At 45.5% G+C, this 15,841-nt stretch carries 14 protein-coding genes; 8 read left to right on the top strand and 6 right to left on the bottom strand.

Going from position 1 to position 15,841, the window contains the following annotated elements:
• Nucleotides 1–58: 58 nt before the first annotated feature.
• Together PN466_RS02665 and PN466_RS02660 are read right to left on the bottom strand one after the other, a co-directional pair.
• Nucleotides 59–406 (bottom strand): XisI protein, encoded by a 348-nt coding sequence (locus PN466_RS02665; RefSeq protein ID WP_271936745.1) that lies wholly within the window; start codon nucleotides 404–406, stop codon nucleotides 59–61.
• On the bottom strand, nucleotides 382–810 hold the full coding sequence (locus PN466_RS02660; RefSeq protein WP_271936743.1) for an element excision factor XisH family protein: 429 nt from the start codon (nucleotides 808–810) through the stop codon (nucleotides 382–384). Before PN466_RS02660 ends, PN466_RS02665 begins: the two co-directional genes overlap by 25 nt.
• 142 nt (nucleotides 811–952) lie before the next feature.
• Between PN466_RS02660 and PN466_RS02655 the strand changes: the two genes are divergently transcribed.
• From PN466_RS02655 to PN466_RS02645, 3 genes are read left to right on the top strand one after another with little or no spacing between them, the layout of a single operon-like run.
• Nucleotides 953–3,184: a ComEC/Rec2 family competence protein gene (locus PN466_RS02655; protein ID WP_271936741.1), complete on the top strand. Its 2,232-nt coding sequence runs from the start codon at nucleotides 953–955 to the stop codon at nucleotides 3,182–3,184.
• Between the two features lie 42 nt (nucleotides 3,185–3,226).
• Entirely contained in the window at nucleotides 3,227–4,477 is a 1,251-nt protein-coding gene (locus PN466_RS02650; RefSeq protein WP_271936739.1) for an AAA family ATPase, read from the top strand.
• 2 nt (nucleotides 4,478–4,479) lie between these two features.
• A complete protein-coding gene (locus PN466_RS02645) occupies nucleotides 4,480–4,956 on the top strand; it encodes an RloB family protein (protein ID WP_271936738.1) in 477 nt (158 codons plus the stop codon).
• Nucleotides 4,957–5,155: 199 nt separating this feature from the next.
• Here the strand turns inward: PN466_RS02645 and PN466_RS02640 are convergent, their stop codons facing one another.
• Complete coding sequence (locus tag PN466_RS02640; RefSeq protein WP_271936737.1) at nucleotides 5,156–6,673, bottom strand: DGQHR domain-containing protein; 1,518 nt, start codon at nucleotides 6,671–6,673, stop codon at nucleotides 5,156–5,158.
• Between the two features lie 239 nt (nucleotides 6,674–6,912).
• Here PN466_RS02640 and serA point away from each other — a divergent pair, with 239 nt between their 5' ends.
• From serA to PN466_RS02620, 4 genes are all read left to right on the top strand, one after another.
• A complete protein-coding gene (gene serA, locus PN466_RS02635; RefSeq protein WP_271936735.1) occupies nucleotides 6,913–8,493 on the top strand; it encodes a phosphoglycerate dehydrogenase in 1,581 nt (526 codons plus the stop codon).
• A gap of 153 nt (nucleotides 8,494–8,646) precedes the next feature.
• Nucleotides 8,647–10,653 carry a hypothetical protein gene (locus PN466_RS02630; RefSeq protein WP_271936734.1) on the top strand — a complete coding sequence of 669 codons (2,007 nt, stop codon included), beginning with the start codon at nucleotides 8,647–8,649 and terminating at the stop codon, nucleotides 10,651–10,653.
• 57 nt (nucleotides 10,654–10,710) lie between these two features.
• On the top strand, nucleotides 10,711–11,103 hold the full coding sequence (locus PN466_RS02625; RefSeq protein WP_271936733.1) for a DUF732 domain-containing protein: 393 nt from the start codon (nucleotides 10,711–10,713) through the stop codon (nucleotides 11,101–11,103).
• Between the two features lie 62 nt (nucleotides 11,104–11,165).
• Complete coding sequence (locus tag PN466_RS02620) at nucleotides 11,166–12,947, top strand: SLC13 family permease (protein WP_271936731.1); 1,782 nt, start codon at nucleotides 11,166–11,168, stop codon at nucleotides 12,945–12,947.
• Here PN466_RS02620 and rsmG read toward each other — a convergent pair.
• From rsmG to ald, 3 genes are all read right to left on the bottom strand, one after another.
• Entirely contained in the window at nucleotides 12,942–13,706 is a 765-nt protein-coding gene (gene rsmG / locus PN466_RS02615; protein WP_271936729.1) for a 16S rRNA (guanine(527)-N(7))-methyltransferase RsmG, read from the bottom strand. The genes PN466_RS02620 and rsmG overlap by 6 nt on opposite strands.
• Nucleotides 13,707–13,876: 170 nt before the next feature.
• Complete coding sequence (locus tag PN466_RS02610) at nucleotides 13,877–13,999, bottom strand: photosystem II protein Y (protein WP_271936728.1); 123 nt, start codon at nucleotides 13,997–13,999, stop codon at nucleotides 13,877–13,879.
• A gap of 173 nt (nucleotides 14,000–14,172) precedes the next feature.
• Nucleotides 14,173–15,261, bottom strand: a complete 1,089-nt coding sequence (gene ald / locus PN466_RS02605) for an alanine dehydrogenase (protein ID WP_271936727.1) — start codon at nucleotides 15,259–15,261, stop codon at nucleotides 14,173–14,175.
• 315 nt (nucleotides 15,262–15,576) lie between these two features.
• Here ald and PN466_RS02600 point away from each other — a divergent pair, with 315 nt between their 5' ends.
• Complete coding sequence (locus PN466_RS02600) at nucleotides 15,577–15,747, top strand: hypothetical protein (RefSeq protein ID WP_271936726.1); 171 nt, start codon at nucleotides 15,577–15,579, stop codon at nucleotides 15,745–15,747.
• The last annotated feature ends 94 nt before the right edge of the window (nucleotides 15,748–15,841 follow it).

Genomic DNA, 15,841 nt, shown 5'->3' with positions numbered 1-15,841 from the left:
AGGCTTCGAGCTGTACTTCATAGAAGAGAGAAATGCTATAGCATCGACAGAAATGGAGTCAGTTCACAGCAAACCCATCATATTGCCGCATAAATGGCGCATGATAAGCTAAAACAATCTCTTCTTTCGGTATCCCTAAGTCAACTAACTCATTGGCAATTCCTACTTCTGTACCATCATGTTGAATCCATATTTTATGATTGAGAATATCAATATGAATCAGGGGGCCAAAAATACGCATGTGGCGATTCCAGCCTGCATGAAAAACTTGGTAATGATCCTGCTGGTGGTCAAAAAATGTATACACTTCAATCTCACCATTAGCCGGTTGTGCCGAACCATAATGATTGAGTATTTTTTCAATACTTTGGCGATAATACTCTAATTTTTTCTCTGTTCTTTCCATTGTACAATTACCTGTTGATTCGGATCGAAAACCAAAATTTCTAATTGTGCTTCTTCAAGAGTGGTTTGAGCAAAAGGACGACAAAAAAACTCTTGATAGGTGAATAACGGAATGGCTAGATAAAGTGTTCGTTCTGGCTCTTGTTTTCTTAACGCTACTCGATAGCTAAAACATTGACCAATGGCCAAATGAAATTCATAAATCGTTGATGGGGCAAGAAAACTTTTTACCTCAACAGCAATTTTTTCTAGACCTCGTTCTGCGGCAATTAGCTTTTCTCCAGCAAGATCGATTTGAATACGAGCACTGTCAAAATCTAAGTAAAGAGGATCGTGAGTAATGTCCCATTCTTCTTTAACCAAGGCTATTTTAACCGTATCGTGAAAATAATCTTTTGCCGCCATGAAAGACTTAAAATTTAATCTCTATAAATCCTTATTATAACTCATACCTTCCTTCAATTCTCTTCAATTGAGATATAGTGTAGGCGTTGGGGTCTATTGGGCTTCAACCGTTTTTGATGTGTTTCTATCTTTACGGTTAGTCATGTCCAGGACGAGCGGTGTACTGTTGTGTCTGGCTTATATTGTGGGATTGCTGCTGGTTCCGGTTCCTGGTGGAAATTATGCCATGCTGGTGTTGGGAGCGATCGCCGCATTGACGCTTCCCCGATATTGGCGGATGGGGCCCAAGTCTGGGATATGGTTACTGGTGGGAATTGTGGGATTTCTAGCCAGTTTTTATTTTCATGTTCGCACTCCCCAACCCCCAGGAATAGACCTAAGTGCTTGGATGGGTCAACCGGTGATGGTGCAGGGAAAGGTACTCAGTGAACCTCGGTTGACGCGATCGCACCGTATTCAGTTTAAACTTAACATTAGTCAAATTGAAGACCAGCCGGTTCAGATCAATGCTTACACTACGGCTCCCTTATTGCAAGCCACAGGATTACATCCCGGTTATCAAGTAGAAGTGAGGGGAAGACTGTATGAACCGCAACCCGCAAGTATCCCTGGAGGGTTTAATTTCCGGCACTATTTAGCTCGTCAGGGGATGTTTATTGGCCTGAGTGCCGAAACTCTCAAATTTGAGTCTAATCAGGCTTCCTGGGGCTTGTGGTGGATGCGTCAGCGAATTGTACGTTCCCTAGTGCAGGGGTTAGATGTACCTCAAGGTGTAGTCATCAGTTCCATGGTGCTGGGTCGTCGAGCTGTAGATTTACCCTTTGATATTCGGGATAAGTTTATTCAGGTGGGACTTGCTCATGTTTTGGCAGCCTCTGGGTTTCATGTGTCTCTGCTATTGGGGTTAGTGTTAACGTTAACGCAAGAATTATCCAAGCGCATCCAGTTTCGGGCGGGTGTGACCATCCTAATTCTCTATAGTGCTTTAACGGGATTTGCACCTTCGGTGTTGCGAGCTTCGTTAATGGGGTTTGGGGTTGTTTTAGGGAAGTTGTTAGACCGTCGAGTAAATATTTTAGGTTCATTATTATTGACGGGAACACTCTTGCTTTTGGTTAACCCATTGTGGATTCAAGATTTAGGATTTCAGTTAAGTTTTTTGGCGACATTAGGGTTAGTTATGACCGTTCCCGTGTTGATGGAAATGTTAGATTATATGCCACCAGCGATCGCCTCTGGGTTGGCCGTTCCTATCAGTGCATTTCTCTGGACGTTTCCCCTACAGTTGTATCATTTTGGCGTACTGCCTCCCTATGGAACTTTAGTTAACTTGGTCACTCTACTCTTAGTCATAGTTCTGACACTGGGGGGAATGGTTTCAGCTTGTGTTGCTTTGATTTGGCCATTTTTAGGGAGCTTGGTCTCTAGTGTTCTCTATTATCCCACAGTCGCGTTTCTGGCGATTATTGAGGGGTTTACTGAGCTACCGGGTAATTCGGTGGCAGTGGGTAAAATTTCGGTGGTTCAGTTGCTCGTGCTGTATGGTGTATTTGGGTTGTTTTGGCTCAAGGACAGGATCGGAATTAAGGGGAAGAAGATGCTACTGGGAATGGGGATTAGTTTGGCGATCGCCGTGGTGGTGATTCCCTTATGGTACAGTCAACAGTATAGGTCTCAGGTGACGGTGTTTGCGACTCGTCCCCCAACAGTAGCGATTCAGAATCGAGGTAAAGTGGTGTTGGTGAATACTCCAGATTTTGGAGTAGCTCAGTATACCCTAATTCCATTTTTCCAATCCCAAGGGGTGAATCAATTGGATGCTGGAATAATGCTTACTAGACAAGAGCGCGCGATACAGGGGTGGTTAAAGATTTTGGACACATTACCCATACGCCGATTTTACCAGATTGGTGACCCCACAACCCAGGTAGAGCAGAAGATTGAGGAGGAGGTAAACACCTATCAAGTCTTACAGGTAAATCAGGGTTTAAAGTGGAAAACCTTGAGCATTAAAGGCTTGAGTTTAGATCCACAAGTTTTGGAATTTCAGTTAGAAAACCAACGTTGGCTGGTGTTAAAAGGGAGTGGTTTCACAGAGAATTTTTGTGAGGTGCAGTCCTGGTGTAGTTCTCAGGGTCATGAGACAGTGTTGATTTGGTCTGGTCGGGGGTTAGCGGGAGAGGTGATAGAAAAAATACAGCCAAAGGTGGCGATCTCTCTTTCTGAGGATCTCGATCCAGCCATTTTATCCGCATTGACAGCCATAAATACCCAAGTGTTTTTAACCGGAAGAGATAGAGCCATTCAATGGAATTCTCAACGAGGATTTAGCACCACTTCTGATTCACAATCTCAGAACGATGTTGCATTTTGAAGTTTAGGATTTATAATCAAATCAGGAAATTAATCAATTTTTATGCTAATCGAGTTTAGTGTTACCAACTATCGCTCAATTAATGAATGTCAAACTTTAAGTCTGGTGGCTTCTGAAGATGTGGATCGGTTCTGGGAAAGCCATACGTTTGCCGCACCCAATTCTAAGGATCTACACTTGCTCAAGAGTACAACAATTTATGGGCCGAATGCGTCGGGAAAAAGTAATTTAGTTCGCGCTCTGAAAACCTTTCAAAATATTGTCATCAATTCCGCCAGTCGAATGCAAGAAGGAGATGAATTTGATGTTCAGTTTTTTGTTCTGGAATATGAAATGAAACCGACCCTCCATATTCTATACTCCAGCAGTATTACAGAATTAAAAATTATATTTATTCAGAATAAGATTCGCTATGAATATGGAGTGATTTTATACAAAACTCATGTAATTGAAGAATGGTTAATTGCTTACCCGAAACAACGAGTGCAAACTTGGTTTACTCGCAAACATAATATTGACAATAAAGATTTGAGGCCTAGAGATCGTGGGTATGAATGGTCGTTCCCCAGCTTAAAAGGTGAAAAGCAACGAATCAAGAATTTAGTGCGCCCCAATTCATTGTTTTTATCCCATGCAGCTCAAAATAATCATCCTCAACTGCTAGAGGTGTTTAATTGGTTCAAGACGAATTTAAATGTGATCACAACGCTGGAGTCTAAAGACAACCATCGAGCATATACGGCTAATAAATGCATGTCCGATCCAAATTTTCACAGTAAGATTTTTAAATTACTGAATCAATCTAATAATGAAATCGATCATATTAATTTTGAAGACGGAAAAATTGTTTTTGCCCATAAGACCTATGAAAAAGGCACTTCTACTCATAATATTCCACAAAGTTTGTTGATCGATGATGAGTCTGATGGGACACAAAGACTGTTTGAATTAGGGGGAGTATGGATTGAAGCGTTACAAGAGGGCAAGGTGATCGTCATTGATGAACTCGAAAGAAGCCTTCATCCTACTTTAGCTCGTAGTTTGGTAGAAATGTTCCATACTCCAGAGACGAATCCCCACCATGCTCAGTTGATTTTTACAACCCATGATACCACCCTTTTAGATCGAGATTTGTTTCGCCAAGATCAAATTTGGTTTACGGAAAAAAAGCGACAAAAGACGCATTTATATTCACTATTAGAATTTCGTCCCCGTGAAGATGAATCGTTACAAAGAGGTTATTTACTCGGTCGCTATGGTGCGATTCCATTTGTAGGAGGTCTGAAAATTTAATCATGCCACATAAAGGAAAATCGAAGAATGAATTGAGACGTAAGCAGGGCGCTCGAAAGCCGAAAGACTATTTTCTTATTGTGGTAGAGGGTGAGACAGAATATCAATATTTTCAATCTCTGAAAGAGGAACTGCAATTAGTGACAACTAAGATTAAAGTAGTTCCAGCGTCTAGAGGAAAGAGTGGTGATGCAAGAAAAGTGGTGCAAGAAGGGAAGCGATTGCAAGAGAAAGAAAAACCCGATCGCCTCTATTGCGTATTTGATGGCGATCGCCCAGAATTTGAGATAGCGTGTAAAATGGCTAGAGATGATGAACAGATCTTCTCAGTTCCCTGTTTTGATTTATGGTTTTTACTACATTTTGAGTATACGAGTCGTCCATTGACCAGCGATCAGGTGTACCAAAAATTGGACAGAATATTTAAGAATAAGGATATTCTTAAGCGTAATGAATCTTATACAGATGAAAAAGGGTGAGATTATTATAAGCATCTCCGAAAAGAACAGGAGAGGGCTATTCAACATACGAAACGGTTAATGAAAGAGCAAGAGGACAATGACTCCAATAACCCCTTAACCAAAGTTCATTTATTGGTTGAGTAGTTGAAAAGGGCGAAAATGATGTGATGAATGTTTTCTAGGGACACACAGCGATCGCCTATTCCTCATTGCCTCATTACCCTAATGGCTCCGGTAAAGTAAGGTGGCGCGGGTGAACAAATTTACCCTCGAAGTTGAGGGCTTTGTCTTGGAACATGCGGGAGTTGGCCAGTTCTTGGCGCAGTTGGGCCCGTTCTAAGGAGTCGGGAGTGTCGGCGATCAGGTGGATGAGGAGGCGAGTCGCGATCTCGCGGCCAGAGACTTGGATGCGTTTTTTGGTGGGGTTGAAAAGGATGCCATACCAGAGGGATTCAGGATGATCCATGTGACTGAAACCGCCTTGAGTATCGTAAGTGCAAAGTTGGCTGAAGATGCGGGTGAGGCTGAGGTGGTGCTGGTACACGAGGATACCGATCGCGCGCACGAGGGCAATTTGACCTACAGGGCGAAACAACATATGACCTGCACCATCATGGCTTTCAAAGCTAAACCGGCGTAGGTCGGTACTCAACGTTCCCATTTCTAAGGCTTGGTAGCTGGGCAGAGTGGCAAGATGGTCAAAGAGGGTAGAAAAAGTGGCCATAGCTTCTTCGAGTTCTTCATCTTCCGGGCGTAGGGGAATCAATCCTTTTTCAGTAGGGTTCCAGTGGGGATAAGGATGCTGAAGATAGGCTTGAGCCATATCTTTGAGGGCGGGGAGAGTGGTGAGAACGGTGGATTTGGTCGAGACAGTGGCGCTGTCGAAATTAACTCTAGGGTGACGATCGCCATCTGCTTTCAGCAGGGAGTGTTTAACAGCAATACGACGGGCAACAATAGAAAATCCATCATCTTCATTCAAAAGCGCCAGTTGACCAGCACTGAGGCGCACCGCCATCAGGTTGACATGGACAAAAATAGAGCGGATGCGACTCCTAGCTTGGTCGCGGGTTTCGCCAGGGAGAACGGCGGGAATAATTTCTAGACCGATGGTTTCTTGCCCCAGGCTTTGTAGTTGACTGGGGGTGATGGGGTAGTGCTGGTAGAGATCTTCGGCCGTGATGCTCGAGCCAGTAGGCTTTTTGTTTTTCTTATATTTGGGTAGGGAACCACTACGGATCAGTTCCATCAGGCCTTGGATACCCATGAGCCGATGTTGGCCGTCGAGGGCAAAGAGCGAGAAACTGGGATCGAGGTTAAGCAATCCCAGAGTTTGCTCGCGGTTCAGGGGAGTAAATTGGGCGGCTGACTCAGTGGCGAGATCTCCATCCCATTCTGGAGCGTAGGGTTCTTCGACCCAAGGAGCGTCAATCACGGCGAGGAGGGGAGGAAATTTGTGGTTGGGACGGACAGCGAGATATTGGGCTAAGGGGGCTTGGCGGGACCAGTCGAGGGGGCGCTGTTGCAGTTGTTCAATGGTTTCAGCATCCCGGATGGGATTGTGAGTTTGGGGGTCGAATTTTTGTTGAAACAGAGGCAGTTGGTAGGCAAAACGAACCCGATTAGAGACCCATTCGAGGGTCACAGAGGCCAAATAGGCTTGGCTTTCTCCCATTTGGGTTTTTTGTACGAAGAGTTGGTGCGGGTGGCGATCGAGTTCGTCGAAGATGGTCATTGGGGAATTAAGTAATGAGTAATGAGTGGGGAATTAAGGTTAAAGTTGATTATCTCATTGATATCAGCCCGTTGTTTCTCCAGGGTTGTGGACTCTCCCTGGATCGGTTTGCTTTGTGTCTCCCTCCCTATTGCTCATGTTTAGGCCAGGTTTAGGGGTACAATAGCCTACGGTTAGCTAAAACGGCGGGAGAGCAACGTGCTCTGCCGTTATCAAGTGTTCGTTATTCTCCCCTGATCATGCCTAAAGTTCTCGTTTGCGATCCTATCGATCAAGCTGGAATTGATATCCTATCTCAAGTTGCTCAAGTTGACATCAAAACTGGCCTTCCGGTTGAAGAACTCATGAAAATCGTTCCGGAATACGATGCCCTCATGATTCGCTCAGGAACCCGTGTCACCGCAGACATCATCGAAGCAGGTGTACAACTGAAAATCATCGGTCGTGCCGGGGTTGGGGTTGATAATGTAGATGTTCCCGCTGCTACCCGCAAAGGGATTATCGTCGTTAATTCACCAGAAGGCAATACGATCGCCGCTGCTGAACAGGCCCTGGCCTTAATGCTATCCCTGTCCCGTCATATTCCCGATGCTAACCAGTCTGTGAAAAATGGCCAGTGGGAGCGCAAAAAGTTTGTCGGCACTGAAGTCTATAAGAAAACCCTAGGAATTGTTGGCTTAGGCAAAATTGGCTCCCATGTAGCCGCAGCCGCTAAAGCGATGGGAATGAAGCTCATTGCCTTCGATCCCTTTATCTCCGCAGAACGGGCGGATCAATTGGGCTGTCGGCTGGTGGATATGGATGTTCTCATGCAAGAATCCGATTACATTACCCTCCACATTCCCAAAACTCCAGAAACGGCCAATTTAATCAATGCCGAGTCTTTGGCAAAAATGAAACCCACTGCCCGGATTATTAACTGTGCTAGAGGGGGAATTATTGATGAAGCGGCCTTAGCTGAAGCCTTGAAGAATGGTCAAATTGCTGGTGCAGCCCTTGATGTATATGCCAGTGAACCCCTGGGTGAATCTCCTTTGACGGAATTAGGTAAAGAGGTGATTTTAACCCCTCATCTAGGCGCTTCCACGACGGAAGCCCAGGTCAATGTCGCGGTTGATGTGGCTGAACAAATTCGGGATGTGCTTCTGGGACTGCCTGCACGCTCGGCAGTGAATATTCCCGGACTACATCCGGATGCATTGGAACAGTTGCGCCCCTATTTGCAATTGGCGGAAACGTTGGGTAATCTGGTTAGTCAGCTTGTGGGCGATCGCGTAGAAAGCCTCAATATTCACCTACAAGGGGAACTGGCCAATAACCAAAGCCAACCCATTGTCATTGCCGCACTCAAGGGTTTGCTCTCACGAGCGCTGCGGGAGCGTGTTAATTATGTGAATGCCTCTATCGAAGCTCAAGAGCGAGGCATTCGCGTGATTGAAACCCGTGATGCCAGTATCTGCGATTATAAGGGGTCTCTGTTGTTGCAAGCAAAAGGTCCCTCAGAAGAACATGAAGTCACCGGTACACTCCTGGGTGATGGCGAAATTCGGATTACTATGGTTGATGGATTTCCGATTAACGTGCCACCCAATCAGCATATGCTGTTTACCCGTCACCGAGATATGCCAGGGATCATTGGTAAAATTGGCTCTTTGTTGGGTAGTTTTAATGTCAATATTGCCAGTATGCAAGTCGGACGGCAAATCGTGCGTGGCGATGCGGTCATGGTACTGACGATTGACGATCCCTTACCCGAGGGGATTTTAGAGGAGATTCTCAAGGTTGCTGGAATTCGGGATGCCAATACAGTGATGTTGTAGCCTTTAGGGACTGTAGGAGCGAAAGATTTTTCGCCCCTACAACCTGGGTTGAGGTAAAAAACAGGCTGTATCTGATCGCCCAACAGACCCCAATTAGGTTAGGATGAGACCTAATTAAGCAACCGTGATGGGCACACCTGCAAACCAGCACATATGAAAGCCTGGGAATTTCTCATTCAAAAAGACGGCGATCGCGCCTGGTTACCCCTAGAACCCCCTAGTGTAGAAGTTTTAGAGGGACAATATCGTCTAGTCCTGCGCTCTAACTATCCGCAAACGGCGATCGCCATTCACCTCAGCTACCAATTGCAACCCTCCTCCCCTCCCCAAGTTCAAACTCGTCAGCACCACACCAACAAAGAAGGCCTGATGGTCGTCTTTCCCTACACTTACCTGAAACCAGGACTGTGGGAAATTACTTGTATTGCCCATCCTCCAGACCAACCTCCCCAAAGCTATCAAGTTTCCCTAGAATCGTTATGTCTAGATCCAGAACCAGATGAAGTAGAAGAAGAGATAGAATCCGAAGCGCCCCAAGAACTCAAAGAATCCGAAAAACCCGAAGCCTATGATAGTAGCTTCTTTGACGTTCCTCCTCCCCCAGAACGACCCAAACCGACTCCAGTTTTAGGCTCCTCATCATCCTGGGAAAACCTGGATCTGTCCTCTTTAGAACTCATTCTCGATCGCACCATGTATGTGCAAACCAGCAACACTCCCATTACCATAACAGGGCAGTTACGCAGCGATCGCCCCCAAACCTTTCCCCAACCCATCGGCCTGCAACTGGCCATTACTCTGCAAAACCCCCAAAACCTGGAAATTCTCCAAGCACTTAAACACCAGCTTATTGTGCAAAGCCTACCCGTTCCCTTTGAATACAGCTTTAACTTACCTCCCTTAACCTCCCTGTGTTTTATCCTCGGACAAGCTCAACTCTTTGACTCCTGGTCAACTCCAGCTCTTCCCGCTCAAGGCCCCCAAACTCCGCCAACCCCCCTCACCGAAACCCAATTTAGTATTACTACCGGTTTGCAACAACTCATGGAGGCCATTACCGATCGACGAGATACGGAGGAAACCAGCAAACCGTCCATTCTGCCCTTCCCTCTAACGAGCGATTCCATCCCTCCGCCTCCGGCTGTCAACCCTCCCACTGTCAACCTCGACCTATTCAACATCGCTAAAGAGTCCCCACCAGAGACCGATCAACCCTGGAAAGCGTCCGCATCCCCTTCCCTTCCTCCCCAACTGTTTCCCCCCTCTGACTCTCCCAAAGTCAAATATCTGCAATTACCCTCACTCCAAGGCATCCAACCCCCTCCCGATCGCGATTTACCCCAGCTTCCACCTTCATCTGAACTCCCCAAACCGAAGCTCAATCTCACCTTACCCCCCCTGAATCTCAACCACCAAGCCCAGGAAGAAACGCCCGAACTCCCAGAACCCTCTCCCCCTTCCCCCGTAGATGAAGCATTTCACTCCCTACATCTGCAAGATAAATTTAGCGAGCGACTCAACGATCTAGCTAAAGAAGCAGAAGATTGGGTAGAAGGTAATACCAACTCAGAAGAAGAAGAGGCGATCGCGGCAGACTTTGAAGAAGATAATGTGATTGAAGGCGAGTTAGTCGAAGAGGACTCTACCCATAGTTTAGAAGGTACCGCCAGTTTTCCCTTGCTCCTCGCGCCAGCAGAAGAGTCCCAAGAAATTGTCTTAGATCGGAGCTACACCCAGGCAGATATTGGATCTGAGACTCCAGAAGAATCATCTGAACCAGAAGCCCTATCTTTTCCACCTCCTTTACCGACTCCCCTCTTAGAAGCACCAGAGCGGGACTGGATCGCTGAAGAAATTATTCCCATTAAAGCCTCTTTAGCCACGCGATCGCCCCATATCCACATTAAATACTGGTTAGTAGATGCCCAAACCCGTACCCTCTTAGAAGAACCGCGCTGGATCGTCGATCTGGTTCCGGATGGTCGAGATCGTCGCAGTATTCTGTTTAACTTTACTGTCCCCAAAGGAGCCATGGAAATCCAATTTGAGGCGATCGCCGTCGAACTGATCGGTCAGCGGGAAAGCCATAAAACCAGTTTCCGCCGCCTGATCGTTCCCCCCAACTTACGCCAAGTCACGTTTGAGGAACTCGAACCCTAGGGCAATTCCTGATGCAATTGCTAAACTAGGAAAAATCTGATCAATAACTCGTGACCCATGTCCTTAATCTCCAAACTCTCCTGTCTCAGCCTAACCTCCCTCCTGGTTAGTCTCACCTCCCCTGCATTAGCTCAACTTCCCCTTACCCCTGCCAGTTTTGAAGACTTCCTTCCCACCTTATTAACGCCCCTCGAACAACAAGCTTATCAGGCGATCGGACAAGAAAAAGCCCTAGAATTAGCCCAACAAACATGCAGCGCCTTAAACTCTGGACAAACCCTCCAAGAACATATCAACACGGTAGCTCAACAACTCGCTGCACAAGGCGTTACCGAAACACAAGCACAAGCCGTTGCTGGATTCAGTAGCAAAGTCATGGTTGCTGGCGTTGCCACCCTTTGCCCCGAACACCTCACCAACTTACAACAACTTCAACTCCCCAGTCCTTAAACACTCAACAATCAACAGGGAAAAGCATCTCGTTCTCTGTTCTAAATCACTAATCCCCAACTATGCCCATTATTCTCACGCTGACTGTTGTTGTTCTTGGTTTAATTTCTTTCATTACAGAATGGCTACCTGCCGATATTACCGCTCTCTCCATTGCCATTGCTTTAATGTTACTGGGACTGGTCACTCCTGAAGAAGGGATTTCTGGCTTTAGTAATCCTGCCACAATCACCGTTATGGCCATGTTTATCCTCAGTGCAGGAATCACCAAAACCGGTGTGATTCAAGTTGTCCGGAACCGGATAATCCGTTGGGCAGGAAATCATCCCTCTCAGCAAGTTTTCGTCATGGGTTCAATTGTCGGGCCTATCTCAGGATTCATTAATAATACCGCAATTGTAGCCATTTTTTTGCCGATTATTGAAGAATGGAGTAAACGCCAAAAAATTTCACCCAGTAAGTTACTCATTCCCTTATCTTATTCCACAATTTTAGGCGGATTGCTCACCTTAATCGGCACATCAACCAATATTCTCGCCAGTGGTGTATCGGCTCAACTTGGCTATGGTGAATTTTCAGTCTTTCAGTTTACCAAATTGGGAATATTAGTATTTATTATTGGCCTCACCTATTTAGCTTTGGTCGCGCCCAAATTACTCCCCGATCATCAAACTCACCTTGTAGGAGAAGATTATAACCTTAAAGACTATGTCAGTGAAGTCGTCATTAGTCCGCGATCGAGCTTAATTGGTAAGACGTTACAAAGAACCAAAATTCAGCGTAAATTTGACTTAGATGTACTCGAAATTATTCGTGATAAACAGCGCTTTTCCCAACCTCTAGGGGATAAAGTTCTAAATGCCGGTGATATTCTCGTGATTCGGAGCAGTCGAGACGAATTACTCAAAATTCGAGAATCCAGGGGACTAGAAATTTTAGCCGATGTCAAATTTCAAGAACAACCCATAGAAAAAGTCATCGCTTCAGGAGAAGAAAAAATTGCAGAAGTTCTAATTTTATCGAATTCAAGATTGATTGGAACTACCTTAAAAGAATTGCGATTTAGACAACGCTACAATGCGACCGTATTAGCCATTAGAAGAGGTGCAGAATTCGTCCAAGGACGACTTGGTAAAATCCGATTGAAATTTGGGGATTTGTTATTAATTCAAGGGCCAAGACAGAGTTTCTTGGGTTTACAAACGACCCGTGAGTTACTGGTTTTAGAAGAAAAACCTGTAGATATTTCAAGGCGACAAAAAGCAAAGACAGCTCTAGGAATTACAACCGGAGTGATTTTGTTAGCCGCTTTTAATATCTTGCCGATCTTGGTCAGTTCTTTAACTGGTGTAGTGTTAATGATTATGACGGGATGTTTAAAACCAGGGGAAATTTATGGGTCTGTGCGCTGGGATGTCATTTTCCTCTTAGCCGGTTTAATTCCCCTAGGTATAGCGATGAATAAATCTGGTGCAACTCAATGGTTGGCTCAAAACTTAATCCATTTAGGAGGAAATTTTTCGGGTTATTGGATACTGTTCTTTTTCTTTATTATCACTTCCCTGCTTACTGAAATTCTTTCTAATAATGCCTCCGTCATTCTAATGTTACCCATTGCTGTGGAAGTCGCTAAAACCCTAGACTTGAACCCCTATGCTTTTATGTATGCGGTTGTTTTTGCTGCTTCCAATAGTTTTATGACTCCGATTGGATATCAAACGAATGCCATGGTGTATAGTCCAGGAGGCTATAAGTTTTTTGACTTTACCAAAGTGGGCGCACCTTTAAGTATCTTAATGATGTTTACAGTTCCCTTATTGATTAACTTTATCTATGGTTTATAGGGAACGGGTAACCGGTAATGGTAAACATTCCTTTCGCACATAAATACAGTGTCGCGTGGCTTGACTGAGTGGAGTGATAAAGGCATCTATCCAGATTAAATTTCCTCTTAAACTGCGTAGGGTTTGGTTGAGGATTTTTTCCTCGTCCTGAGTCCAGCGCCCCCGATATAAAATGACCAGACCCCCTGGTTTCAAAAAGGGAAAGGCATACTGTACACAGACTTCAGCGTTGGCTACAGCTCGGATTAAACAAAAATCATACTGTTGATAATAGTCGGGTTGGTGATGAATCTGTTCAGCTCTGCCCACAGTAGCCCTAATATCGGGTAACTTTAGGGTGGCGATCGCCTCTTCTAAAAACAGGATCTTCTTTTGCGTACTATCGAGCAACGTTAACTCTAATTGCGGATAAATTGCTCCTAAACTAAACGCCACCGGAAATCCAGGAAATCCTCCCCCAGTGCCAATATCCAGACCTCGCAGGGGTCGATCCGTAGTCCACGGTTGGAGCGGTAAATCTTGCGGTTGAGGGGAAGATAGACCAAACGCCAGAGGGCGAATAGAATCCCATAAATGCTTTTCCCAAAACTCGGTTGGCTCAGTAATGCGGGTTAAATTCATGTGACGATTCCCCGCTAAAATTAAGCCATAGAGCTGCTGGAATTGATCTAATTGGCTGGGGGTAGGTTGCCAACTCATCGTTTGTTGCCAAATCTCCAGAGAAGGAGGTAAGGGAGGAATGGATTGCAAAATCTCCATTTGTCACAAGTTATAGCGCTTCGCGCTAGGGAATAGGTAATAGGGAATAAGGTCGGAGAATTGGATCACCATTGGCTATCACGAAAGATATCGATTCCATAGAACCAACAATTAGGGGGCTAGGAGATCTAGCCCCCCAGCACATCAGGGATTTACCTGATTGTGGCAATCTACGCTTCCTCGTTGTTTAACAAGTTCTGAATCTGATTTAAAGCGGCTGCACCAATATTGAAAAGGGCCCATCCTCCAGCTATAGCGATCGGTAGTAAAACAATGACTACACGCCAATCCATAGTTTTTTCCTCCAGATTCAGTAAAGTTTTTTATCGGTTTATCTTACTTCTAGTTGTACCGCAAAGTGAGACGCTTTTGACATTCTATGCTCTAAAGAGACGCAGATTCTTCAGGAAGTACATGAAGACGGGGCATAACCGACTCCCATTCTTCCTGGTATACTCTCAATTCCTCAAGTCACCAAATCTGGAAAGCAGTCATGAATGGCTGGATGGACAATATGATTATTCTTGATATTCACTCCCTTGGCCAAAGCAGGATTTTGCTTCAGAGCGCCGACTCCCGCATGGGCTAATTGCAACACATAGGGCAGCGTGGCATTATTCAAGGCTTGGGTTGCTGTCCAAGGTACGGCTCCTGGCATATTGGGGACACCATAATGGACAACCCCTTCCTCTATATAGATGGGTTGGGTGTGGGAAGTGGGGTGCAGGGTTTCGATACATCCCCCTTGATCAACGGAAACATCAATCAGCACCGAACCAGGTTTCATTCTCCCCACTAAACTGCGGGCAACCAATTGAGGGGCACGACGACCTAAGACTAATACAGCCCCAACAAGCAGATCTGCCTCGGGAACCACTCGTTCAATTTGGGCCGAATTACTATAGAGCAATTCCACTCTGGAACCAAATAGGGTTTCTAGCTCTGCCAGGCGCTCCACATTAATATCTAGAATTTGGACTTTGGCTCCCATTCCTATGGCAATGCGGGCGGCTTCTGTACCAACGACACCGCCGCCAAGAATGACTACTTGTCCGGGACTAACTCCTGGAATACCGCCTAATAGAACTCCTCGCCCCCCCTGTTGTCGCTCTAAGAAACGGGCCCCAAACTGCACAGATAGCCGGCCAGCAATAACGCTCATGGGCGTGAGCAGGGGTAGGCGACCATCGGGTAATTCTACGGTTTCATAGGCAATCGCCAATGTCCCCGATTTTATTAATTTTTCCGTTAAGGGGCGATCGGCCGCCAAATGTAGATAAGTAAACAATAACTTTCCAGAAGTCAAAAACCCATACTCAGAAGCTAACGGTTCCTTTACCTTTACTACCAACTCCTGATCCCATGCCAGATCTGGAGAAGGGACAATCTTTGCCCCCACATCTAAGTAATCTCCATCTATGAACCCAGCCCCGTCACCTGCTCCAGTTTCCACAAAGACCTGATGACCCCGTTCAGTCAACACCCGTACACTACTAGGGGTGAGTCCCACCCGAAATTCTTGATCTTTCCGTTCTTTAGGAACTCCGATATCCATCAATTACCTCTTCATGCTGAAATCCCTCTAGATCCAGCTTATATCAATTAAAAATTAAAAATGGGTAAGTGGGGCAAATTAGCTGACTACGAGGCGATCAGGGATCTAGAGGCTTTCTGCCTTTCCTACTCCCTATTCCCTAGGGAATAGCCTGTATTGCTTAGGGTCTAAGGTTTCAAGCTGTACTCCTCCAGAAGAGAGACGTGCTATATAACTGCTCTAGGGTATTCCTGACTGAGCAGAAAGGACTCAAATGGCATTATAATTAGGGGAAATATTAAGAATTGTAAACTTTAACGACTTTTATCCTCAATTATGGCTGAACTCAAACCCACTGTATCCCCCAAACTCCCTCAACCCAAACTCGGATTTAACGATTATGCCGAGCGCCTCAATGGTCGAGCCGCCATGGTCGGTTTTAGCGTTACTCTAGTCATTGAATACGTCACCGGACAGGGTGTTCTAAGTTGGTTAGGATTAAATTAAAGGGCAAAGCAAAAGGCCCCAGTCTCTTGTGAACGTGAATCTTCATAGAGAAATGATCTGAGGACAACAAGTAGGGGCAAACAAGATGCAAGCC

Origin of the sequence: Roseofilum reptotaenium CS-1145 (assembly GCF_028330985.1) — a bacterium.
GTDB lineage: Bacteria > Cyanobacteriota > Cyanobacteriia > Cyanobacteriales > Desertifilaceae > Roseofilum > Roseofilum reptotaenium.
This window is presented reverse-complemented; position numbering and strand designations above follow the sequence as displayed.